Here is a 22628-nt window from a genome sequence, read left to right as displayed (position 1 = left end):
GCTACACTAACAGTAAAAATTACATCACCAAATTTTCTTTAGACTTTAATTTCTTTACATCTATCTGCACAGCAACCTGAATATCAGGCAGTTTATTTAATCCGGAAAGCATAGAATTAAGATCTTCTTTATCGATATAATTATGAATAACCATAAAATAATCTACTTTATTCATTTCAGGAACAAGGAAACCTTCAGAACCTTTATTGCTGATTAAATAAAACTCGGTTTCGCCATCTTCCTGTGCATAATAGTATTTAGAAAAAGAAACCGCAGGCTCATCTACATTAAAAAACACCTCGTGATCTTCAATTTTTTCAAATTCAAAATTAAGATTGGTATTAATTTTATGACACAGGGTGTAGTCTTTTAAAGAAGATGTAACGGCAATTAGAACAAAGTCTAAATCTAACGATAGTTTTAAATAAGTTTTGTTCAAAACATTTTTTTTATTAGAATTACGAAAATATAAAACTAATTTTAATTTGCTTTTTTTAAGCTTAAATTTAACCGAGAAATAAAAACATTTGGCAAGTGCGAGAATTTTATTTTTCTTTGCACTGAATTATTTAACCATTAAATTATAAAATTATGTCTGATATTGCTTCAAGAGTAAAGGCTATTATCGTAGAAAAATTAGGAGTTGATGAAAGTGAAGTTACGCCAGAAGCGTCTTTCACAAACGACTTAGGTGCAGATTCATTGGATACTGTAGAACTAATTATGGAATTTGAGAAAGAATTCAACGTAGCAATTCCTGATGATCAAGCAGAAACAATTGGTACTGTTGGTCAAGCAATCGCTTATTTAGAAAAAAACGTTAAGTAGAAATACTTTTTCTGTACAATACTTATAAATGGGATTAAAAAGAGTTGTAGTTACTGGTTTGGGCGCACTCACTCCAATTGGGAATAACGTTCCTGATTTTTGGGAGGCATTAACAAATGGTGTGAGTGGCGCTGCGCCTATCAAAGGCTTTAATACTGAAAAATTCAAAACGAAGTTTGCCTGCGAGGTTAAAAATTTCAATCCGGAAGATTTTCTGGACAAAAAAGAAGCCCGCAAGTTAGACCCTTTTGTGCAATACGCTTTGGTTGCCACAGAAGAAGCCGTAAAAGATGGTGGATTTGACTTTTCTAAGTTAGACACCAATCGTATTGGCGTAATCTGGGGTGCCGGTATTGGCGGGTTAAAAACGTTTTTGGATGAAATTTCAAATTTTGCCAAAGGCGATGGAACTCCTAGGTACAACCCTTTTTTCATCCCTAAAATGATTATTGATATTGCTCCCGGGCATATTTCAATGAAGTATGGATTGCATGGACCTAACTTTGCTACAGTTTCTGCCTGCGCTTCATCAACCAATGCCCTGATTGATGCATTCAACTATATCCGCCTGGGTATTGCCGATGTAATCATCAGTGGTGGTTCAGAAGCCATCATCAATGAAGCGGGCATGGGTGGTTTTAATGCAATGCATGCGCTTTCTACACGTAACGATGATCCACAAACGGCTTCACGTCCGTTTGATAAAGACCGCGATGGCTTTGTAGCCGGAGAAGGTGCAGGTACAATCATTCTCGAAGAGTTAGAACATGCCAAAGCACGTGGTGCAAAAATCTATGCCGAAATTGTAGGTGGAGGTATGAGTGCTGATGCACATCACATCACAGCCCCACACCCTGAAGGTTTAGGTGCAAAAATGGTAATGACTAACGCTTTGAAAGATGCAGGATTAAATACCAGCGACATTGACTACATCAATGTTCACGGTACCTCAACTCCTCTTGGCGATATACAGGAAGCTAAAGCGATTGTTAATTTGTTTGGCGAAGATGCTTACAAATTAAACATCAGTTCAACAAAATCAATGACAGGCCATTTATTAGGTGCTGCCGGAGCTGTTGAATCTATTGCGGCAATCTTAGCGGTACAAAACGATATTGTTCCTCCTACAATTAACCATTTTACCGACGATCCTGAGTTTGATCCAAATCTGAACTTTACTTTTAACAAAGCACAAAAACGTCTTGTTAGAGCTGCGTTAAGTAATACATTTGGTTTTGGCGGACACAATGCGTCTGTAGTCTTTAAAAAGTACGAAGAATAAAAGCCCAAATTTATATTGATTAAAATTATTGTATTGTATATTTATGCTATACTTTGATTGTGAATTTGCTTGCTTAACATTTAATGCATTTGCTGAACCTATACAAGCTTTATTTCTCTTCCAATAAAGAGTTTATCAAAAAGCTGAAAAACGTTTTAGGATTTATCCCTGGAAATGTAAGCCTTTATAAAATGGCTTTTAGGCATAGGTCTGTGGCTAAAGTATTAAAGAACGGTACCCGTAGCAGCAATGAAAGATTAGAATTTTTGGGCGATGCAGTACTAGGATCTGTGGTTGCCGAACTGCTTTTCAAAAGTTACCCTTACAAAGACGAAGGCTTTTTAACCGAAATGCGTTCTAAAATTGTAAACAGGGGTAATTTAAATCAGTTAGCTAGAAAAATGGCCTTTGATAAGCTCATTGTTTTCGATCAGAAAACAGTTAATCCCCAGTCTAAACATCATTCTATGTTGGGCGATGCATTTGAGGCTTTGGTAGGTGCTATTTATCTGGACAAGGGTTATAATTTCACAAAAAGTTTTCTGATCAAACGTATCATCAACCCTTATGTTGATATACATACTTTAGAAATCACCGAAACTAACTTTAAAAGTAGGTTAATTGAATGGTGCCAACGTAATGGTAAGGAAATATCTTTTGATGTTGTAGAAAACCAGGAAGGAGAAAGCACCAGACTCTTTACCGTACAAGTACTGATCGATTCGGAAAATTTAGGTACTGGCAGAGATTACAACAAGAAAAATGCTGAAAAATTAGCAGCAGAAAAAGCCTGCGAAGCTTTAGCTATTTAATCCCCTTTTCTTCTTTATATTGCTTAAAACAAGTGTTGATCCATTTTATGGCATCGTATTGATTCCAGTGTTTAGCCTGCTCGTATTCGGGTCTGTATTTTACCATAAAATCTTCAAGTTCTTTATCTGTAAGCCCTGTGTATTTATTGATTACAGATTTGTTATAAATCAGGTCTATCTGGTTTTGTTGTATTTCTGAGTTATAAAGTCGTGAAAATCTACGTGCCTGACGCGGTGTTTTACCTAAAAGCTCATATAGAAACGTAAGCGGACTACCACCAAAAGGATTTAACAATGACAATGGAGGTTTGCCATTATAAAAACTTCCTTTATTTCGGAATTCTTGCTTCATTTCTTCCAGTTCTTTAGCCTTGCTTTGTCCCTTAATTACAACTTCATTTAATAAGTTGCCCCGATTAAGATTTAAAATGATGTCCTTCTTGGAACTTACCACAACAACAGCATCATTAAATCCCCTTTTGGTTATTTCAAGCGTATCGCCCAAAGCAGCCTTTAAACTAAAGATACCCATATCATTACTGCCGATAGAAAATCCAGTTCTTTTATTCTTAATTTCTGCCAAAGCAATCCTGATTTTTGAACCCGCTTCAAATATTGCCCCGTTCACCACAAACTCTTCTTGAGCAAATGCTGCCTTAATCGTAAAAATCAATAAAAAAAGAAAAGAGGTGGCATACTTATACATAGTTTCCTTATTTTTAATCTGTAAACTTAACAAATGTTTAACCTAAGCTCGCGTTAAAAAAAGTTAATTCATGAGAAAAGCCCTTTCTGTTGTTTACCTGTTTTATGCTGCAATCATATTTATAAGTTTAATGCTTATTGCTTTTCCGCTGGTTTTATTGATTTCTTTTTTATTACCCGGTCTAACAGGAAAAAAAATTATTCTGGTATGCTTAAGAGCATGGGCTTTTCTATTTAGCTGTCTTAGCTTTTTCTGGGTTGTAACCCATGGAAAACAGCATATAGACCACAAAAGACCTCATATTTATGTAGGTAACCATGGTTCTTATTTAGATGCGGTTGCGGTATGTTTATGCATTCCACAACACTTCTTTGCACTAGGTAAAATAGAAATGACCAAAGTCCCCGTTTTTGGCATGATATATAAAAGAATTGTAGTCATGATAGACCGCAGTAGCGCCGAAAGCCGGGCCCACTCTGTGCAGATTTTAAAAGAAGAAATTGCAATAGGGCAATCTATATTGATCTTTCCTGAAGGAACTATGAATAAAACCAATGAACCTTTATCTGAGTTTTATGATGGTGCTTTCAGAATTGCCATACAAACACAAACACCTATACTACCTTTTGTTATGGTAAATGGCAAAAATCTTCTGCCCAGAACCAACCCTTTAAAAGCAAGGCCAGGAATAATTAAGGTTATGATGTTGCCTGCTATAGAAGTTGAGGGTTTAACAGAAAGCGATATTCCGGCTTTAAAAGAAAAAACTTATCAAATCATGTATAACGCGTTGCTATCTGAAGCAACATAACATGCTCAATCATAAAACGAAATATTTATAGCGTTATCTTTTTTTATATCTTTGCACATGATAAAATCAATGACAGGCTTTGGCTTGGCCTCTACCGAACATCAGAACACCAAATTTCTGGTAGAGATTAAATCGTTGAACTCAAAGTTTCTGGAGCTCAACCTCAAACTTCCTCGTGCATTTTCTGAGAAGGAGTTATACTTAAGAAATATTTGCAGTAAAGAAATAGAGAGAGGAAAAGTAAGCGTAAGTATCAATGTTGAGCGCAATGAAGAAGCTTTAAAAGGTGCTAAAATAAACACCCAGTTATTAACTGTTTATTACAATCAACTTCAGCAGATTAACGAAAACCTAAAAGCAGGAAGTTCTAATCTTTTACAAACTGCACTTAATTTCCCTGAAGTAATTACATATGCAGAAGAAGAAGCTAGTGAAAGTGAGTGGCAGGCTTTAAACAGTGCCTTTGAAAAGGCCGTTCTTAACTTTAACAGGTTTAGAGCCGATGAAGGCAAAGTTTTACAGGCAGATCTTGAGCTTCGCATAAAAAATATATTGGAACACTTTGAAGAAGTAGCAAAACTTGCTCCTTTACGTGTACCTGTTATAAAAGAACGTCTTAGCCAATTTCTTGAGGAGACAATCGGCAAAACCAATATAGACCAGAATAGATTTGAACAGGAACTGATTTATTACATCGATAAGTTAGATATCACAGAAGAGCAGACCCGCCTGAAAAGTCATTGCGATTACTTTATGGCTACCCTGAAAAGCAACGAAGCAAATGGTAAAAAATTAGGCTTTATTTCACAGGAAATAGGGCGAGAAATCAATACCATGGGTGCAAAGGCCAATGATGCCAAAATACAGCAGTTGGTTGTAGGCATGAAAGAAGAATTAGAAAAAATCAAAGAACAATTATTGAACGTGTTGTAGCAATAAGCGTTGGGCAATAAGTGCCGAACGCAAATGCCAAACACAAAATGCACATTATGCAAGGCAAACTTATCATATTCTCTGCCCCATCCGGAGCCGGAAAAACAACAATAGTAAAACACCTGTTGAGTAAATTTCCTCAGCTAAGTTTTTCGATCTCTGCTACAACAAGAGAACTCAGAGGAAATGAAACCAATGAAAAAGATTATTATTTCATCAGCAAAGAAGAATTCTTACATAAAATTGCCCATCAGGAGTTTGTAGAGTTTGAAGAAGTGTATAGTGGAACTTTTTATGGAACCTTACGCTCCGAAATAGACAGAATATGGGATTCGGGCAAGCACGTTATTTTTGACATTGATGTAGAAGGTGGTTTACGCCTTAAACGAAAATTTAACGAACGTGCCTTAGCTATTTTTGTGCAACCCCCTTCTCTTGAAGTGCTGAAAGAGCGTTTGGTAGGTCGTGGTACAGACAGCCCTGAAAAATTACAGGAAAGATTTATAAAGGCCGAAAAAGAGCTTTTATATGCAGATAAGTTTGATGTTATCTTAAAGAATTTTGATTTAGAGATTGCCTGCAAAGAAGCAGAAGAACTGGTTGGGCAGTTTATTGGCGGATAGTTTAAAATGGAAAAGACCAGGCAAAAAATCGGCTTATTCTTTGGCTCATTTAACCCGGTACACATCGGGCATTTGATCATAGCCAATTATATGGCCAATTTTAGCGATCTGGATGAGGTTTGGTTTGTAGTTTCTCCACATAACCCGCTTAAGCAAAAAAGCAGCTTGGCCAATATGTATGATCGTCTTGAGATGGTTAATCTGGCTATTGCAAATACACCTTGTTTAAAAGCAAGTGATATAGAGTTTAAGTTGCCTCAACCTTCTTATACCATTGACACGCTTACTCACCTTAAAGAAAAGTACCCAAGTAAAGAGTTTATCCTTATTATGGGTTCCGATAATCTGGTTTCTTTTAAAAAATGGAAAAACTATGAGATATTGCTAAGAGATTACAATATTTATGTATATCCAAGGCCAGAGGCTAATGTTGAAGAATGGGAAACCCATCCTTCTATCACTTTTACAACTACTCCTCAAATGGAAATCTCTTCTACTTTTATTCGCAATGCTATAAAACAAAGAAAGAACATCCGGTTCTTAGTGCCCGATAAAGTGATAGAGTTTATAGATAAAAAGAATTTATATAGCTAGTCTTAAGGGTGTCATGCTGAACTCATTTCAGCAGCCATTATAAATAAAAAGCAGCGATCAATTGATCGCTGCTTTTTATTTATAAGAATGTTTACCTATGGGATATCTTATCCTTTCCAACTATCCTTTAACGAAACCACACGGTTAAACACCAAATGATCTGCTGTTGAATCCTTATCCAGACAGAAATATCCTTTACGAATAAACTGATATCCGTCGCTTAGGTTGGCTTTAGCCAAATGAGGTTCTATGTAAACGTTTTCAATTACCTCCATGCTTTTCGGGTTTAGGTAATCTTTAAAATCACCTTCTTCCGCATCAGGAGATTCTACGGTAAATAAACGATCATACTGACGAACAGTAGCTGTTTTTGCATGAGCTGCACTTACCCAATGAATAGTACCTTTTACATTGATACCACTAGTATCTGAACCACTTTTTGATTCAGGGATATAAGTACAGTAAATGGTTTTGATCTCACCATTTGCATCTTTTTCAAAGCTATCACATTGAACAATGTAAGCAAATTTAAGCCTTACCATTGCTCCCGGAGCCAATCTGAACCATTTTTTAGCAGGTTCTTCCATAAAATCTTCGCGTTCTATCCAAAGCTCTCTGCTAAATGGAATTTCACGCATACCTCCTTTATCTTCTGCTTCTGGGTTGTTCTCACCTACCAAAATCTCATCTTTCCCTTCTGGATAATTGGTAATGACTAACTTTATAGGGTCTAACACTGCCATTACTCTATTTGCTTTCTTGTTCAGATCTTCTCTGATACAGAATTCCAATAAGCTCAGTTCGATCAGATTCTCACGCTTGGCAATACCAATACGCTCGCAAAACTCCCTGATACTTTCTGGTGTATATCCTCTCCTTCTCAAGCCACTAATCGTTGGCATACGCGGATCGTCCCAACCAGCCACATGCTTTTCATTAACCAATTGCAAAAGCTTGCGTTTACTCATTACCGTATAGGTAAGATTTAAACGGGCAAATTCATATTGTTTAGATGGAAATATCTCTAGTTTTTCAATAAACCAATCGTATAATTCGCGGTGCGAAACGTATTCTAAAGTGCAGATTGAATGTGTGATGCCTTCTATACTATCACTCTGTCCATGTGCAAAATCATACATAGGATAAATACACCATTCATTCCCTGTACGATGGTGAGGCGTATGTTTAATCCTGTAAATAATTGGATCCCGCATTAACATATTAGGACTGGCCATATCTATTTTTGCACGTAGGGTACATGCACCATCCTCAAATTCACCGTTTTTCATCCGGTTAAAAAGATCCAGGTTCTCTTCTACAGAACGATTTCTGTAAACGTTATCTACACCAGATTCTGTTGGCGTGCCTTTTTGCAAGGCTATTTCTTCGGCTGTACTATGATCTACATAAGCTAAACCTTTTTCTATTAGTGTTACAGCAAATTTATGTAACTGACCAAAATAATCAGAAGCATACAATTCATTTTTCCACTCAAATCCAAGCCATTTGATATCTTCCTGCTGGCTGTTTACATATTCTGTTTTCTCAGTAACAGGATTGGTATCATCAAACCTTAAGTTCGTATAACCTCCGTATTTCTGAGTTAAACCAAAATTTAAACAAATAGCCTTAGCATGGCCAATATGCAGATAGCCATTAGGCTCTGGCGGAAAACGTGTTACCAAGGTCTCATATTTTCCACTCTTTAAATCATTTTCTATTATTTCTTCAATAAAATTTAATGATTTTTCCTCGCTCATATAGATAAAAATTAAAATGCAAAGTTAGCAAGATTATAAAGATTTTTACGGTGTTTTTAGCTTATCGCATAATAAGATTGGTATTTTAATTAAATTTACGGCCAATCAATATAAACTATGGATAAAAAACTGAATAGGCCTATACGTGTTTTAGTTGCCAAGGTGGGTTTAGACGGTCATGACCGCGGAGCAAAGGTTATTGCCACTTCGCTACGTGATGCCGGCATGGAAGTGATTTACACTGGTTTACGTCAAACTCCCGAAATGGTGGTTAATGCCGCTTTACAGGAAGACGTGGATGCAATAGGCATTTCTATCCTTTCAGGTGCTCATATGACTGTTTTCCCAAAGGTAATGGAGCTGATGAAAGCCAAACAATTAGATGATGTGTTGCTTACCGGAGGCGGAATTATTCCTGAAGCAGATATGGAAAAACTCAAACAAATTGGCGTAGGAGAGCTTTTTGCACCTGGCACACCAATGGCATCTATTGTAAAATATATTGAAGATTGGGTAACCACTAACAGAGCTTTTTAACTATGGAATATCAAAACATTTTAACTGAAGTAAAAAATCATATTTTTTATTTAACTATAAACCGCCCTCAAAAATTAAACGCATTAAACCGATCTGTTTTAGAAGAGATTGCAACGGCAATTCAAGCCTCTACCGAAAATGCTGATGTAAAGGCTATTCTTATTACTGGGGCTGGAGAAAAAGCTTTTGTAGCCGGAGCTGATATCAGTGAATTCCAGAATTATAATGTTGAAGAAGGTCGCCAGTTGGCAAAAATTGGCCAGGAAAGCGTTTTCAATGCAATTGAAAATTGTACAAAACCTGTTTTGGCTGCCATCAATGGTTTTGCTTTAGGCGGGGGGTTAGAATTAGCCATGGCCTGTCACATTCGCATAGCCTCCAACAATGCAAAATTAGGTTTACCCGAAGTTACTTTAGGACTCATACCCGGATACGGCGGAACACAAAGATTAGCACAGCTTATAGGTAAAGGTAAAGCAATGGAAATGATCTTCACTGCCGATATGCTTACTGCAGATGAAGCTGAAAAAACAGGACTTGTAAACCATGTTACCGAACCAGGCCAGTTGATTGCCAAAGCCGAAGAAATTTTGGCCAAAATTATCTTGAGAGCACCTTTAGCTTTAAGCAGTGCTATAAAAGCCATTAACGCATCGGGACAAAGCCAGATTAACGGATTTGAGGTTGAGATCAACGAGTTTGCCAACTGTTTTAACACCAACGATTTTAAAGAAGGTGTGAACGCATTCCTTGAAAAACGCAAACCCGCATTTAAAGGCAATTAATCCTTCACGATTGTTAATATCTTTATTTTCTACACATTTTTTCAAAAAAGTGTAGAAAATATTTCCCATCGCATTTTTTTTCTCTATATTTAGGCTGAAATAAAGTTTACGAGCCAGATTACCATGAGAAAAATATTAATTGTTGATGATGAAATTAACATTGGTTTACTCTTATCTAAATTTTTAACCCGTAATGGATTTGAAGTAACCAGCGCCATAAGCGGAGCTTCTGCGATGGAGCACTTAGCTAAAGATAATTATGATCTGGTTTTGTGCGATTACAGGCTGGAAGATACAGATGGCAAGGAAATGCTGGTTAGAATCAAGAACAGTTATCCTAAAACCGGAGTAATCATCATCACCGGATATTCAGACATCAAACTGGCTGTAGAACTGATTAAATTAGGTGCGTATGATTACATCACCAAACCGCTTTATCCGGATGAGATATTAAATACCATCAATAAAGCAATTGAAACCCAAAACGCACTCAATGCTCCTATCAGCCATACTGAAGAGCCTCAAAAAGAAAAATCCAAAACTAAATCTACCTACGTATTTAGTGATGAATTTGTAATTGGCCAAAGTGCAGCCTCAAAAGATCTGATGAAACAAATTTTATTGGTTGCTCCTACCGCATACAGTGTGATATTAATTGGCGATAGTGGAACCGGAAAAGAATCTGTAGCCAAAGCCATTCACCTTAATAGTCCCAGAAAAGACAAACCTTTTGTGGCTATGGATTGTGGATCTTTAACCAAAGAACTTGCAGGCAGTGAATTTTTCGGGCATGAAAAAGGTGCTTTTACAGGTGCTTTATATACTAAAATAGGTCATTTTGAAATGGCCAATGGTGGCACTTTATTTTTAGATGAAGTGGGCAATCTTTCATACGATATACAGGCTGTTTTATTAAGAACTGTTCAGGAACGTAAAATTAAGCGCATAGGCAGTACCAAAGAAATTGATCTGGACGTACGGATTATAGTTGCTACCAACGAAAACTTGCAGGATTCTATCTCTAAAGGTAGATTTCGTGAAGATCTTTACCACAGGTTTAATGAGTTTGCTATTCATTTACCTCCTTTAAGTCAAAGAGGAAAAGATATTCTGTCTTTTGCAAACAGCTTTTTAGAGGTAGCCAATAAAGAACTTAACAAAGAAGTTAAAACCTTCTCTCAGGAAGTAATAGACTGTTTTTTAAACTACAACTGGCCCGGCAACGTGCGTGAGCTTAAAAATGTGGTAAGAAGAGCTACTTTACTTACAGAAACAGAAGAAGTCCAAACCAAAGCACTTCCACTCGAAATATCTACCTACGCCAAAGGTTCTGTTTATAATTTAAATCCTGAAAATGAAGCCGAAAAGCCTAAAGTACGGGACTTAAAAAATGCTGCCCTCGAAGCTGAGTATGAAACTATACTCAACGTGCTAAAAGAGGTCAATTTTAACAAAACCAAAGCGGCCAAGATTTTAAACATCGACAGAAAAACACTCTACAATAAAATGAAGGCTATAGACCTCGACAAATAGAATGTGAGTAATTTTTTCCAAAATCTTGTGACATACAGGCTTAAACAATCGCTGCCTTTAACTAAAAAGATGTGGTTTGTTATTGCTGCGCTATGCCTCATCTCAATGGTACCCCTGTTGTGCACAGAACTCACTGCCAATAAATACGAATCCTACAAGGTTTTTTTGGGCTTTAAGCTTGATCTGAGTTTTTATACCACCGTATGGATTGTATTAGGCATTGCTTCGGCTTTATTTGCAGGTGTATTGGCATGTGTTGATTTTTATCTTCGCAAAGAACTTACAATTACCCTTTTTGGTTTAACACTGCTAGGTGCAGGTGCTTTAGACGGTTATCTGCTGTTAACTCTAAACCAAAGCAAACTGGCTGATAACCTTATACTTGCCCATAACAACATCTATTTTGTATGGTCTATTACCAATATTTTTTATGCTGCTAACCTTTTATCGGGAACTATATTTTACCTGAAATTAAAGTCTAGACATAAAAGAACTTTAGCCCAAAAACAAAAAGCAATTACCAAAACCACACTTCTTACCATTTTATTGTTTCTGTGTTGTGTAAGCATTATTTATTACAACAAAAACTATCCGCTATATAACATTTTCTTTATGCAGGCAATAAAGTTCGATGTAATATACATCATCCCTTTTTGCCTTCTACTGATCTGGACATTTCTCCTGCTCCCTAAGTTCAAACTCAGGTATTATAACATCTTTTCTAAATTATTGGTTTTAAGTATAGCGCCTTTAATTATCGCACAGATCTTAATGGCAATTAGCTTCAAAGCCTTTGATATTTATTTTAATACTGCATTTTTTCTCCGCTTTTTAAGTTATCTGGTTTTATTAGGCGGTACCATTCTGCATTATGTAGAAACCTTTAGAAATGAAGAAAAAATGGCTACAGCCTTAAATGCAGAAATCAAGCAAAAGAGAATTATTACACAGCATCTTTTAGACCGCGAAAAATTACTGGCCAGAGCAGAAGAAATATCTCATATAGGCAGCTGGGAATTGGATATTAAATCAAAAAAATACAGGCTTTCAGATGAGGTTTATAAAATATTCGGATTTCCTCCTGCTGACCTTACGCCTGAAGAGATCTTAAACAACGAACTAATTGTACCTGAATATAGAGCCAAATTGCGAAAGGAGTTTTTACATGCGCTACATAAAAAAACCAACTTTGCTGTAGAGTATCAAATTCTGCTCAGTAACGGAGAAAGAAAATACGTTCTTACGCAAGGATACTATGCCGAAAAAGACGACAAACTTATTGGCACCATGCAGGATATCACCGAGCTTAAAAGAGCTACGCTTAAATTGCGTAAAAGTGAGATTCTGTTACGTGAAGCCGAAACGGTATCGCACAACGGCAGCTGGGAATGGAAAGTTACTGATGAATATTTTTTCTGGTCTGATGAAATGTATAATATCCATGGTTTCTTGCCCCACTCTATTTTTATCACCTTAGAAAGCTTTAAAAGCTTGGTACATCCCGATGATTATGAAGTATTCGAAGCAACCTTTGAAAGAGCAATTATTCATAAATCTTCTTTTAAATTAGATTACAAAATTATCAGACCCAATGGCGAAATCAGATTTGTAACTACCGTTGCCAGGTATAAAGAAGACGAGATATATGGTGGATTTTCTTATCTGGGAAACACGCAGGATGTAACCGCCCTTAAACAAACACAAAGACAACTTGAAGAAAAAATCACTCAGATCGACGCTTCAAACAAAGAATTAGAACAGTTTGCTTATGTGGCTTCACATGATTTACAGGAACCTTTAAGAAAAATAAGAGCATTTGGAGACCGGCTAATGACCAAATATAGTCCACAGCTGGCCGAAGAAGGACAGGATTACATTGTACGCATGCAAAATGCCGCAAGTCGTATGCAAAACCTGATAGATGATTTACTTGCCTTTTCAAGAACAACCAAACAGCAGCCACAAACATTTGTAAATATCAATTTAGCCGACATCTTTAAAAAAGTACTTACTGATTTAGATTACAGTATAGAAACCGCTAATGCAACTGTAAATTTAAATGTTGCCCAGCATATTGAAGGCTCCCCAACACAATTAGCACAGTTATTTCAAAACATCATAAGTAATTCATTAAAGTTTATCCAGCCTGATGTTAAACCTCTCATTGAGATTGATGCGCAACTCATAAACAGCAACCAGACATCATATAGTGAAATTCACAAAAATACTGTATATTGCTTGGTAACAATTAAAGATAATGGGATTGGATTTGACCAGGATTATGCCGAAAAGATTTTTGATATGTTCCAAAGGTTACACTCAAGAGCCGAGTACCAGGGTACAGGAATGGGTTTAGCCATTTGTAAAAAGATCATAGAAAATCATAACGGTTATATTTTTGCAGAAGGGAAAGAAGGTTTAGGAGCTACATTTTCTATTTTGTTACCTGTAAACCAACATGCGCTATCATGATTGACAAACTTTTGGAGCCATTAATTTTAATTGCAGAAGATGACCCGGATGATACACTTATGCTTATGGAAGCTTTCAGTGAAATTAACCAGACCTCAATAAAGTTTCTTTCTAACGGTAAACTGTTGGTAGAACAGGTTATGGAATTGAGCCAAAAAGATTTCCTGCCTAAGTTAATTTTAATCGATTTAAACATGCCTGTCCTTGACGGAAGAGGTGTGATAAAGGCCTTAAAAGCTAATCCCTCAACAGAAAATATCCCTGTTGTGGTCTTATCAACCACTAAAAATAAAGATGATATTGATAGTGTTTTTAATTTAGGTGCAACTGATTTCTTTACTAAACCATCTAACTTTTCAGATCTGGTAAATATTGCTAAAATTGTTTCCCAGAAATGGCTTCCTTCAAATTGATCTTATGGAAAAGATAAAGGTTCTACTAATCGATGATGATGAAGATGATTTTATCATCACAAAAGATATTTTCTCTCAAATACCCAGCATTAAGAATTATGAACTGAGCTGGGCCAATAGCTTTGAAAAAGGTATTAATGCTGTTTTAAAACAGCAACATGATATTTATTTAGTTGATTACAGACTGGGCAAAAACACCGGAATAGACCTTTTAAATGAAGCTGTCTTATCAGGAATAAAAGAGCCTATCATTATCTTAACCGGAAAAGGCGATTATGATATAGATCAGCAAGCCTTGAATTTTGGAGCAGCCGATTATCTGGTAAAAGATCAGATCAATGCACAACTCCTTGACAGAACATTACGCTATGCCTTAAAACAGGCCGAAGCCACCAAGGCGCTTAAAGAAAGTGAATTTAAATTCAGGGTAATTTTTGAAAAAACAAAGGAACCCATTTTGATTTCAGATTTCAACGGCAAAATATATGAGATGAATAAAGCTGGGTTGAGCTTTTTCGGATTTCATCCCAATGATCTGAACACAGTTACAGACAGGCAATTGTTTAAGAATTCTGAAGACAGAGATAACTTTATTCAACAGCTCGAAACAAAGGGCGCCGTAAGTAACTTTGAATGTGAGATGATTTCGAGCAGCGGACAAACTTATTTTTGTACTCTTTCTTCTTTCTTACAGATAGATCCTCAGAATATTATGAGCATCTATCATACCATTATTCATGATCTTACTCCAAGAAAATACAAAGAAAACAACTCTATCAATCAGAGTAAACTAAGCGTATCTGCACATATAGCTAAAGCTTTTGCCGAAGAGATTAGAGATCCTTTATCTACAATCAACTTCGTAATTGAAGAACTTAATACAGATAAGAATCTGGCTTATAATGAAACCGTACAAACTAATCTGGATATCATTAAAACCAATTGTGATAACATTAACCAGCTCATTAAACAGGTAATTGTAAGCACAGAGAATAAACCGCTTTCTTTTGAAAAAGCAAACATTAAAGAGCTTATAGAAGATGCGCTGAACCAGGTTAACGATCTGATACTAGGGCAAAGAATTTCGGTAGATAAAGATATTCTAAATGCAGATCTGGAAATACTGGCCGATGAATACCAGTTAAAAAAAGCATTGCAAAATATATTGGTTAATGCAATCGAAAATATGCATGATTTCCCTAAAACTATTCATATTACCACCATTAAAGATAGCGGCTTCTATTCTATACTTATAGAAGATAACGGTACAGGTTTGGGCAAAAATTATAACGATAATATATTGGAGCCTTTTTTTAGCACCAAAAAGAATGGTAATGGGTTGGCTTTAACCGAAGCGCAGAAAATTGTGATGAATCACAATGGTATAATAGAGATCAAGCCACAAGACGCCGGAAATCTTGTTATCGTAAAATTACCCATAGCTTATTAGAATATCTTCCCCTTGTAAAAAGCTTATCAGATAATCATTTCATGATAAGTTTTTTACACCTATTTTAGCTATTTTAGCTGGAAACAAAAACATTTTTACTTAAATAACAGTTATTATATTAGAATTTAATACCCTTTAATTATAAACGTCATGAAAGATAACTCAAAAGTTGTAGTAGCATTATTAGCTGGATTAGCAGCAGGTGCAGCATTAGGCTTATTATTTGCTCCTGATAAAGGAAGTGAGACCCGTGATAAATTAAGTCAGTCGTTAAAAGATCTTGGCGATGCCATTAAAGATAAAGCTGCAGATGAGATTAATAACTTGAGCAGTTTAAAAGACAAAGTAGTGAGCTCAATCAAAAGCAAGCTTCGCGATGTTGAAGAAGAATATTCTGACGAAGTAGAGCACGTTTAAGCCGGTAAATATTTTTTAAAGCGTAATGGAAGAAAAGAAGGAAATAAAACTCGAAGAAATTGTTGCTGAGGCAAAAGAATACGTAGAAGAAAGAATTGAGTACATACGCCTGAGCACGGTAGAAAAAGGTTCTAAAATAGCAGCAGATTTTATAACCAATGCTGTTGTTGCCATAGGATTTACACTAGCCTTTTTATTTGGCTCGGTAACACTTGCGTTTTTTCTATCGAATTTATTTGGAAGTTATGTGGCAGGTTTTGGATGCGTTGCAGGAGTTTACCTTCTTTTATCCATTATAGTATTCCTTACTAAGGATAACATCATAGAAAAATGGCTGGTTGATTTGTTTATTAAGAAATATTTTGAAAAAGTTGCCGATAAAGATGACGAAAATTAGACCACATATCCAATCATTAGCAGATCTGCAATCTGAAAGGCTTCGTCTCAAATCTTCTTATTTATTAAGAGAAGAAGCATTGAAGAGCAATGCCAAAACTTATATACATCAGTTTTCTCCTTTATATTTTTTGAACAAATTAACCAATTCAAAGACACTCTTTAAGATTGATGAGAAAACCAATATTACAGGCAAAATGATGTCTGTGATATTGCCTTTTATCTTGAATAAAACCCTATTTAGAGGTTCTGGTTTAATTACCAAAACTCTGGGGGCTTTGATATCAGGTAAAATAGGAAATTCTTTAGATGCTGATCAAATTACAGGCGCAATATCTCATATAAAATCTTTTATCACTTCCATTTTCAGTAAATCAGAAAAGAAGAGCAAGCCATTAAATTTTGCTGATTATGGCATCCCACCTGATAGCGAAACTTATTAGCAGAATTTAAGGTTTATATAATACAAATACCGTAGGCTGCTTATGTAGGTCTATCTGTTCTTTGCGCCACGCAGCTATACTTTTGGTTTTAATAAATTCATTTTCCGCATTGATATTGCTGGCAATGCAAAGTAAAGTTTGTGGATTACAGGTTTTCAGCAAATCATCAAGCAATTGATTATTTCTAAAGGGAGTCTCCATAAACAATTGAGTTTGCAAATGTTTAGATGCTAAGAGCTCTAATTCTTTAATTTTTCTTGTCCTTTCAGCCTTGTTAATAGGTAAATAGCCGTGAAAAGCAAAGCTTTGACCTGTAAATCCTGAACTCATCAGAGCCTGTATCATAGAATTAGGGCCAACCAAAGGCACTACCTTAATTCCTTTTTTATGCGCTTCTGCCACAATTTCAGCTCCAGGATCAGCAATACCAGGGCAACCCGCTTCACTCATTAAACCCACATCCTGTCCTTTATTCAATTGCGTAAAGAAATGTTCAACGTTTCCATCGCGCTTATGCTTACCATAATCATGAATAATCAGTTCGCTTTGAGGTATTTTTAATCCGGCTTCTTTTAAAAACTTACGGGCAGTTTTCTCGTTTTCTACAATATAGACTTTAATCTGATTAATGGTTTCAACCAGAAACGGAGTAAAAGATTTAGCCGCAGCATCGTCAGCTAACGGAACAGGGATAAGAAATAAGGTTCCTTTATGCATTTATAAAATAAAATTTTGCCAAAACTTTTAAAAACAAGTTTTAATCCCATTTGTTTTAAACATGTAGCAAATTTAGTTCCTTATCTGACTAATTTTTTAAACACATTAATGGTCAAAACCCAATTTTTTGTAAAATTATCACTTAAAATATAATATTTATATAACAAATTCCCGTTTCGTGCATTATTAATAGCAAAGTGGCTCTCCTTTTGATATTAATATTTCGTTAGGTTAATAATAAATTTAAAACACACAGACATGAAACGCACAATTAAATTTCCAGCTATACTGCTCGGACTCATGCTGCTACTCTTCGGAACCACACAAAGAGTAAGCGCACAATACGAAGATGTTTCTTTACAATCTTTTTATGATGAACTATCGCCTTATGGCATTTGGATCAACGACCCTGATTACGGTTATGTGTGGAGGCCGGATGTTGATCAAAGTGAATTCAGACCCTATTATAGTAATGGCCGTTGGGTAATGACCGAATACGGTAATACCTGGGTTTCAAATTATGATTGGGGATGGGCCCCTTTCCACTATGGCCGCTGGGTATATAATCGTTACAACAGCTGGATATGGATTCCCGATACTGTTTGGGGACCCGCATGGGTAACCTGGAGAAGCGGAGGAGGTTATTATGGATGGGCACCTATGGGACCAAGTATTAACATCAACATTAGCTTTGGCCGTCCTTACCGTTTACCAGATTTCTGCTGGAACTTTATCCCTCAGCGTGATATCTATTACTCTAGCTTTCCAAGATATTATTCAAGAAGAAACACAGTTTATATTCAAAATACGGTTATCATTAACAATACTTACGTAAGAAATAGCCGTACTTATTATACCGGACCTCGTGCAGATGATATTAGAAGAGCAACAAACAGAGATGTAACCGTATATAACATTAACAGAAATAGCAGAACTGGAGGTACAAGGATTGAGAACAACACTGTAAATATTTACAATCCTCGTCCGGCAAGGGGTTCGGCAAATGCCGACAGACAGCCGGCTCCAAGTCGTGTAGTTGATGCAAGTATTAACCGTGATGTTATAGATAGAAGCTCAAGAGTGGTAAATACTAGAGAAAGCAGAGGAAACGAGGTGATGAACAGAGAAGGCAGAGGAACGCAAAATATAGACAACAACATGAGCAGAAACCCTCGTCAGGATAACGGTAGTACAATGAACAGAGAACGTGATGTTAATAGAGGTAGAGAAATGGGAAACACTTCTGTAAATGAACAACCGCAACGTGTAGATAGAACAACAAATGGAAGAGGACAAATGGTTATGCCTCCTCAGGAAGACCGTTCAAACACACCTCAGGCTAGAACGTTTCCACAACGTGTTGAACGTACAGAAAGAACTGAACCACAGCGTATGGAAAGACCTCAACCAAGAATGGAGGCTCCTCAACCACAACGTGTAGAAAGATCACAGCCTAGGATGGAAGCTCCTCAACCTCAAAGAGTAGAGCGCAGCCAGTCTAATGGCAACAGCAACCGTGGTGGCGAAAGTAGCAGATCAAGTCGTGGTGAAGGAAGACCAGGAAGAGGATAAAAACGATCTGATCTAACACATAAATAAAAAGCCCTTTCAAATAAGAAAGGGCTTTTTTATTGTTTAAGCTGTTGTTTCATCTAATCTTCATTTTAATTGGTGAAAATTGTATCTTAAGATAAGGAAATTATGGAAAAACAGGTTTTCCAGACAGAGAAAAAAAGCAGGTGGTATATATTTACCTGGGTAAGCAGAACATTATTTTTGGTTTTTCTATTTGCAGGAGTATGTGTTTATTTAACCATTTCTTCTATGCAGGCTCCTCCCGTGGTGAGCATAAATACCAATACACCGTTAAACAAAAATAAGATAGAACATCTTAAACAAACCCGACAGTTTAAAGATTTTAAGATCGTTAAAAGCAAACTCGAAAAAATAAAAGCAGATCGAGAACGCCTGCGTATGAAAGCACATGCAGTTGGCAAACGAATCAACATGGTTTTTTATGTTAGCAGTTGGTCTAAAACAGTACAAAAACAATCGTTAAGTGCTTTAAAGAAATACATTGCACATATAGACATGGTTGCAATGGAATCTTTTTTCTTTGATGCTAAAACGGGTAATCTGATTAATAAAACAGATACTACCGCATTAAATATTGTAAAAAAGTACCATAAAAAACCTATTGCTCAGATTACAAACTTTATAGGAGGTAATCCTAATGCTGATGTGGTTAAACAGATCCTGTTTGATCAGCAAATGCAAGCCAGATTTATCAACAATCTGTTACAACAAACAAAGTCTTTGGGCTTTGCAGGCATAAATATTGATTTTGAAGATTTAAACCTGAAAGATCCGCAGCCTTTTACACTTTTTATGCAAAATGTATATATGGCTTTTCATAAAAATGGTTTATTGGTAAGTCAGGATATCAGCCCCGAAAATGATGATTTTAAGGTTGAAGAATTACAGAAATATAATGATTATCTGGTGCTTATGGCATATGATCAGCACGAAGTAGGAAGCAACGCGGGCGATATTTCACATCAAGCCTGGGTAGAAGAGCAGTTAGATAAGATATGTAAAAAGGCAGATCCTGATAAGGTAATTTTAGCCTTGGCCTGTTATGGTTATGACTGGCCCGAAAACAAAACCGGAACCTCTTTAAGCTATGAAAATGCATTGATCACAGCTCAGGATTTTGGCAGTAAAGTTATATTCGACCCAAGTTCTGCCAACTTGCACTACAACTATAAAGATGGTAATGGCTATAAGCACCAAGTTTACTTTACAGACGCAGCCACCAATTTTAATCTGATACGTAAAGCAGATGATTGGAACATTGCGGGAGTTGCGATCTGGCGTTTAGGTACCGAGGATACGAGGTTATGGCATTTTATAGATAAAAATCTAAGTCTGGATACACTTAAAAAAACAGGATTTAACTTTGATAAAATCAGCTCACTAAAAACAGCAGGTGATGTTCAATACATCGGATCTGGCGAAATATTAGACCTTATCAGCACACCTAATCCGGGCGAGGTAAAATTTACAGCAGACAATTTTGACATTGTTAACGAAGATTATGTAAAGCTACCTACAAAATATGTGATTAAACGTTTTGGTGAAGCTGAAAAGAAAATCGTATTGACTTTTGATGACGGACCAGACCCCGTTTATACACCGCAAATCCTCAGTATTCTTAAAAAAGAAAAAGTACCCGGAGCTTTCTTTGTGGTTGGGGTAATGGCCGAAAAAAACATGGAATTATTACGTCAGGAATATGATGATGGCTTTGAGATAGGAAACCATACTTTTTTTCACCCTGATATGTCAACCATCGGCGAGAAAAGAGTAAAATTTGAACTGAATGCTACCCGCAGGATCATTGAGTGCGTTACGGGCCACAGTACCATTTTGTTTAGGGCACCTTTTAATGCTGATGCCGAACCCGAAACTGTTGCAGAAATCTTACCTGTTGCCCAAAGTCGTAAAGAAAACTATATCAACATTGGCGAATATATTGATCCTGAAGACTGGCAACCAGGCATTACAGCAGACCAGATTTATAATGCTGTAGTAAAACAATCTGAAGCTGGTAATATTATTCTGCTTCATGATGCGGGTGGTAACAGAAGTGCCACAGTAGCTGCCTTACCTCGTATCATTAAATACTTTAAAGACAAAGGTTATGAGTTTACTACGGTAAGTAGTTTAATGGGCAAAACCCGTAATGATGTAATGCCTTTGGTAAAAAATAATGCAACTACAGGTATTACCGCATCAGGCGATTATTTCTTTCTTACTTTATTTTATTACGGCAATATTATACTGAATACTGTATTTACTATTGCCATTGTACTGGCCATTTTACGTACTTTGTTTATTGCTTATCTGGCTTTAAAGCAACGCAGATTAAGCAAACAGACACAAGATCTTTTAGTTAAAAATCCTACTGAAAAAGTAAGTATCATTATACCGGCATACAATGAAGAAGTTACCGTTATACAATCTATAAGCAGCTTACTACAAACTGATTATCCTGATTTTGAGCTGATTTTTGTAGATGATGGTTCTAAAGATTCAACCTATAAATTGGTGAATGAACATTTTGCTGGTCATCAACAGGTTAAAATATACACAAAAGCAAATGGTGGAAAAGCATCGGCACTTAATTACGGCATTTCTAAGGCCACCGCTAATTATATTGTGTGCATTGATGCCGATACCCAGCTTAAACCTGATGCGGTTACTGCATTAATGCGTTATTTCTATAACGACAAAATTGCAGCGGTAGCTGGAACAGTTAAAGTGGGCAATACTACCAACATTTTAACCAGATGGCAGTCTATAGAGTACATCACTTCACAGAACATGGACAGAAGAGCTTTTGACCTTTTAAATACCATAACTGTGGTACCTGGAGCCATCGGAGCCTTCAAAAAGAGTGTAGTTTTAGAAGTAGGTGGTTTTACTACAGATACCCTGGCTGAAGATTGTGATTTGACCATGCGTATTTTAAAAGCAGGCTATACTATTAAAAATGCTGAAGATGCCATCGCATTAACCGAAGCTCCTGAAACAGTTAAGATGCTATTGAAACAGCGTTTTCGCTGGAGTTTTGGCGTACTGCAAAGTTTCTGGAAAAACAAAAACACCCTATTTAATAAAAAGTACGGTTATTTTGGAATGGTAGGAATGCCTAATATTCTGGTTTACCAGATCATTTTGCCATTATTTGCACCTTTGGCAGATTTCTTTATGCTTGTTTCTCTTGTTAGTGGTTTATTTGCTTTAAGTGCAGGCAATAATCTTACCCTTGATGGATTTATGGGAATTTTAAGCCTTCATAACGGCTTTGGCCAAGTGCTATTTTACTATCTTATTTTCATCCTGGTTGATATTGCTTTTGCAGCATTAGCATTTAAACAGACCCATGAAAAAATGAAGAACCTTCTTTATTTATTTCCACAGCGCTTTTTCTGGCGCCAGCTAATGTATGTTGTATTGTTCAAATCATTTAGAAAAGCTATTAAAGGCGAACTAAATACCTGGGGAACACTAAAAAGAACCGGAAACGTTAGCCCTAAAGTGGCTTAAAAAC

The 22628-nt window shown here is 36.4% G+C and carries 22 protein-coding genes; 18 read left to right on the top strand and 4 right to left on the bottom strand.

All coding sequences use genetic code 11. The features are described from left to right. Positions 1 to 19: 19 nt before the first annotated feature. Positions 20 to 439, bottom strand: a complete 420-nt coding sequence (locus tag MMF97_RS04555) for an IPExxxVDY family protein (RefSeq protein ID WP_243359870.1) — start codon at positions 437 to 439, stop codon at positions 20 to 22. Between the two features lie 152 nt (positions 440 to 591). Between MMF97_RS04555 and MMF97_RS04550 the strand changes: the two genes are divergently transcribed. From MMF97_RS04550 to rnc, 3 genes are all read left to right on the top strand, one after another. Continuing rightward, positions 592 to 828, top strand: a complete 237-nt coding sequence (locus MMF97_RS04550) for an acyl carrier protein (protein ID WP_008508386.1) — start codon at positions 592 to 594, stop codon at positions 826 to 828. 28 nt (positions 829 to 856) lie between these two features. Next, positions 857 to 2110, top strand: coding sequence for a beta-ketoacyl-ACP synthase II (fabF, locus tag MMF97_RS04545; protein WP_243359867.1), 1254 nt, complete (start codon positions 857 to 859; stop codon positions 2108 to 2110). A gap of 83 nt (positions 2111 to 2193) precedes the next feature. Then, a complete protein-coding gene (gene rnc, locus MMF97_RS04540; RefSeq protein WP_243359856.1) occupies positions 2194 to 2922 on the top strand; it encodes a ribonuclease III in 729 nt (242 codons plus the stop codon). On the opposite strand, the gene MMF97_RS04535 is transcribed toward rnc, so the two are convergent. Then, positions 2915 to 3628 carry a hypothetical protein gene (locus MMF97_RS04535; protein ID WP_243359841.1) on the bottom strand — a complete coding sequence of 238 codons (714 nt, stop codon included), beginning with the start codon at positions 3626 to 3628 and terminating at the stop codon, positions 2915 to 2917. The two genes, rnc and MMF97_RS04535, sit on opposite strands and share 8 nt — an antisense overlap. Positions 3629 to 3698: 70 nt before the next feature. Here MMF97_RS04535 and MMF97_RS04530 point away from each other — a divergent pair, with 70 nt between their 5' ends. From MMF97_RS04530 to nadD, 4 genes are all read left to right on the top strand, one after another. Then, entirely contained in the window at positions 3699 to 4439 is a 741-nt protein-coding gene (locus tag MMF97_RS04530) for a lysophospholipid acyltransferase family protein (protein ID WP_243359839.1), read from the top strand. A 69-nt stretch (positions 4440 to 4508) separates the two neighbouring features. Beyond that, the gene (locus MMF97_RS04525; protein WP_243361168.1) at positions 4509 to 5372 is read left to right on the top strand and encodes a YicC/YloC family endoribonuclease; all 864 of its coding nucleotides are present in this window, start codon (positions 4509 to 4511) and stop codon (positions 5370 to 5372) included. Between the two features lie 56 nt (positions 5373 to 5428). Then, positions 5429 to 5995 carry a guanylate kinase gene (gmk, locus tag MMF97_RS04520; protein ID WP_243359836.1) on the top strand — a complete coding sequence of 189 codons (567 nt, stop codon included), beginning with the start codon at positions 5429 to 5431 and terminating at the stop codon, positions 5993 to 5995. Between the two features lie 6 nt (positions 5996 to 6001). After that, the gene (gene nadD, locus MMF97_RS04515) at positions 6002 to 6589 is read left to right on the top strand and encodes a nicotinate (nicotinamide) nucleotide adenylyltransferase (protein WP_243359828.1); all 588 of its coding nucleotides are present in this window, start codon (positions 6002 to 6004) and stop codon (positions 6587 to 6589) included. 107 nt (positions 6590 to 6696) lie between these two features. Here nadD and MMF97_RS04510 read toward each other — a convergent pair whose 3' ends face one another. Beyond that, positions 6697 to 8349: a glutamine--tRNA ligase/YqeY domain fusion protein gene (locus MMF97_RS04510; RefSeq protein WP_243359826.1), complete on the bottom strand. Its 1653-nt coding sequence runs from the start codon at positions 8347 to 8349 to the stop codon at positions 6697 to 6699. Positions 8350 to 8466: 117 nt separating this feature from the next. On the opposite strand from MMF97_RS04510, the gene MMF97_RS04505 reads away from it, so the two are divergent. The 9 genes from MMF97_RS04505 to MMF97_RS04465 all read left to right on the top strand — a co-directional run bounded on the left by MMF97_RS04505 (position 8467) and on the right by MMF97_RS04465 (position 16795). Further along, positions 8467 to 8886 carry a cobalamin B12-binding domain-containing protein gene (locus tag MMF97_RS04505; RefSeq protein WP_243359825.1) on the top strand — a complete coding sequence of 140 codons (420 nt, stop codon included), beginning with the start codon at positions 8467 to 8469 and terminating at the stop codon, positions 8884 to 8886. 2 nt (positions 8887 to 8888) lie between these two features. Further along, a complete protein-coding gene (locus tag MMF97_RS04500) occupies positions 8889 to 9671 on the top strand; it encodes an enoyl-CoA hydratase/isomerase family protein (RefSeq protein ID WP_243359823.1) in 783 nt (260 codons plus the stop codon). 123 nt (positions 9672 to 9794) lie between these two features. Next, positions 9795 to 11204, top strand: coding sequence for a sigma-54-dependent transcriptional regulator (locus tag MMF97_RS04495; protein WP_243359822.1), 1410 nt, complete (start codon positions 9795 to 9797; stop codon positions 11202 to 11204). Positions 11205 to 11273: 69 nt separating this feature from the next. Next, entirely contained in the window at positions 11274 to 13676 is a 2403-nt protein-coding gene (locus MMF97_RS04490) for a sensor histidine kinase (RefSeq protein ID WP_243359820.1), read from the top strand. Then, entirely contained in the window at positions 13673 to 14089 is a 417-nt protein-coding gene (locus MMF97_RS04485; protein ID WP_243359818.1) for a response regulator, read from the top strand. The genes MMF97_RS04490 and MMF97_RS04485 overlap by 4 nt, the downstream gene beginning before the upstream one ends. Positions 14090 to 14093: 4 nt before the next feature. Then, positions 14094 to 15539 carry a hybrid sensor histidine kinase/response regulator gene (locus MMF97_RS04480; protein WP_243359816.1) on the top strand — a complete coding sequence of 482 codons (1446 nt, stop codon included), beginning with the start codon at positions 14094 to 14096 and terminating at the stop codon, positions 15537 to 15539. A gap of 150 nt (positions 15540 to 15689) precedes the next feature. Continuing rightward, positions 15690 to 15956: a YtxH domain-containing protein gene (locus MMF97_RS04475; protein ID WP_243359814.1), complete on the top strand. Its 267-nt coding sequence runs from the start codon at positions 15690 to 15692 to the stop codon at positions 15954 to 15956. 25 nt (positions 15957 to 15981) lie between these two features. After that, positions 15982 to 16353 (top strand): phage holin family protein, encoded by a 372-nt coding sequence (locus MMF97_RS04470; RefSeq protein ID WP_243359812.1) that lies wholly within the window; start codon positions 15982 to 15984, stop codon positions 16351 to 16353. Beyond that, the gene (locus tag MMF97_RS04465; RefSeq protein ID WP_243359805.1) at positions 16340 to 16795 is read left to right on the top strand and encodes a hypothetical protein; all 456 of its coding nucleotides are present in this window, start codon (positions 16340 to 16342) and stop codon (positions 16793 to 16795) included. Before MMF97_RS04470 ends, MMF97_RS04465 begins: the two co-directional genes overlap by 14 nt. Before the next feature lie 6 nt (positions 16796 to 16801). On the opposite strand, the gene MMF97_RS04460 is transcribed toward MMF97_RS04465, so the two are convergent. Further along, positions 16802 to 17512: an SAM-dependent methyltransferase gene (locus MMF97_RS04460; RefSeq protein ID WP_243359803.1), complete on the bottom strand. Its 711-nt coding sequence runs from the start codon at positions 17510 to 17512 to the stop codon at positions 16802 to 16804. 258 nt (positions 17513 to 17770) lie between these two features. Between MMF97_RS04460 and MMF97_RS04455 the strand changes: the two genes are divergently transcribed. Together MMF97_RS04455 and MMF97_RS04450 are read left to right on the top strand one after the other, a co-directional pair. Further along, positions 17771 to 19084, top strand: a complete 1314-nt coding sequence (locus MMF97_RS04455) for a DUF6600 domain-containing protein (protein ID WP_243359802.1) — start codon at positions 17771 to 17773, stop codon at positions 19082 to 19084. Between the two features lie 129 nt (positions 19085 to 19213). Beyond that, the gene (locus MMF97_RS04450) at positions 19214 to 22624 is read left to right on the top strand and encodes a glycosyltransferase (RefSeq protein ID WP_243359801.1); all 3411 of its coding nucleotides are present in this window, start codon (positions 19214 to 19216) and stop codon (positions 22622 to 22624) included. Positions 22625 to 22628 lie beyond the last annotated feature (4 nt).

Origin of the sequence: Pedobacter montanisoli (assembly GCF_022809115.1) — a bacterium.
Classification (GTDB): domain Bacteria; phylum Bacteroidota; class Bacteroidia; order Sphingobacteriales; family Sphingobacteriaceae; genus Pedobacter; species Pedobacter montanisoli.
This window is presented reverse-complemented; position numbering and strand designations above follow the sequence as displayed.

What these genes read in the sequence shown, in the direction of transcription:
- MMF97_RS04550 (WP_008508386.1), top strand. Translation starts at nt 592, where the DNA reads ATGTCTGATATTGCTTCAAGAGTAAAGGCTATTATCGTAGAAAAATTA.
- fabF (WP_243359867.1), top strand. Translation starts at nt 857, where the DNA reads ATGGGATTAAAAAGAGTTGTAGTTACTGGTTTGGGCGCACTCACTCCA.
- rnc (WP_243359856.1), top strand. Translation starts at nt 2,194, where the DNA reads ATGCATTTGCTGAACCTATACAAGCTTTATTTCTCTTCCAATAAAGAG.
- MMF97_RS04535 (WP_243359841.1), bottom strand. Translation starts at nt 3,628, where the DNA reads ATGTATAAGTATGCCACCTCTTTTCTTTTTTTATTGATTTTTACGATT.
- MMF97_RS04530 (WP_243359839.1), top strand. Translation starts at nt 3,699, where the DNA reads ATGAGAAAAGCCCTTTCTGTTGTTTACCTGTTTTATGCTGCAATCATA.
- MMF97_RS04525 (WP_243361168.1), top strand. Translation starts at nt 4,509, where the DNA reads ATGACAGGCTTTGGCTTGGCCTCTACCGAACATCAGAACACCAAATTT.
- gmk (WP_243359836.1), top strand. Translation starts at nt 5,429, where the DNA reads ATGCAAGGCAAACTTATCATATTCTCTGCCCCATCCGGAGCCGGAAAA.
- nadD (WP_243359828.1), top strand. Translation starts at nt 6,002, where the DNA reads ATGGAAAAGACCAGGCAAAAAATCGGCTTATTCTTTGGCTCATTTAAC.
- MMF97_RS04510 (WP_243359826.1), bottom strand. Translation starts at nt 8,349, where the DNA reads ATGAGCGAGGAAAAATCATTAAATTTTATTGAAGAAATAATAGAAAAT.
- MMF97_RS04505 (WP_243359825.1), top strand. Translation starts at nt 8,467, where the DNA reads ATGGATAAAAAACTGAATAGGCCTATACGTGTTTTAGTTGCCAAGGTG.
- MMF97_RS04500 (WP_243359823.1), top strand. Translation starts at nt 8,889, where the DNA reads ATGGAATATCAAAACATTTTAACTGAAGTAAAAAATCATATTTTTTAT.
- MMF97_RS04495 (WP_243359822.1), top strand. Translation starts at nt 9,795, where the DNA reads ATGAGAAAAATATTAATTGTTGATGATGAAATTAACATTGGTTTACTC.
- MMF97_RS04490 (WP_243359820.1), top strand. Translation starts at nt 11,274, where the DNA reads ATGTGGTTTGTTATTGCTGCGCTATGCCTCATCTCAATGGTACCCCTG.
- MMF97_RS04485 (WP_243359818.1), top strand. Translation starts at nt 13,673, where the DNA reads ATGATTGACAAACTTTTGGAGCCATTAATTTTAATTGCAGAAGATGAC.
- MMF97_RS04480 (WP_243359816.1), top strand. Translation starts at nt 14,094, where the DNA reads ATGGAAAAGATAAAGGTTCTACTAATCGATGATGATGAAGATGATTTT.
- MMF97_RS04475 (WP_243359814.1), top strand. Translation starts at nt 15,690, where the DNA reads ATGAAAGATAACTCAAAAGTTGTAGTAGCATTATTAGCTGGATTAGCA.
- MMF97_RS04470 (WP_243359812.1), top strand. Translation starts at nt 15,982, where the DNA reads ATGGAAGAAAAGAAGGAAATAAAACTCGAAGAAATTGTTGCTGAGGCA.
- MMF97_RS04465 (WP_243359805.1), top strand. Translation starts at nt 16,340, where the DNA reads ATGACGAAAATTAGACCACATATCCAATCATTAGCAGATCTGCAATCT.
- MMF97_RS04460 (WP_243359803.1), bottom strand. Translation starts at nt 17,512, where the DNA reads ATGCATAAAGGAACCTTATTTCTTATCCCTGTTCCGTTAGCTGACGAT.
- MMF97_RS04455 (WP_243359802.1), top strand. Translation starts at nt 17,771, where the DNA reads ATGAAACGCACAATTAAATTTCCAGCTATACTGCTCGGACTCATGCTG.
- MMF97_RS04450 (WP_243359801.1), top strand. Translation starts at nt 19,214, where the DNA reads ATGGAAAAACAGGTTTTCCAGACAGAGAAAAAAAGCAGGTGGTATATA.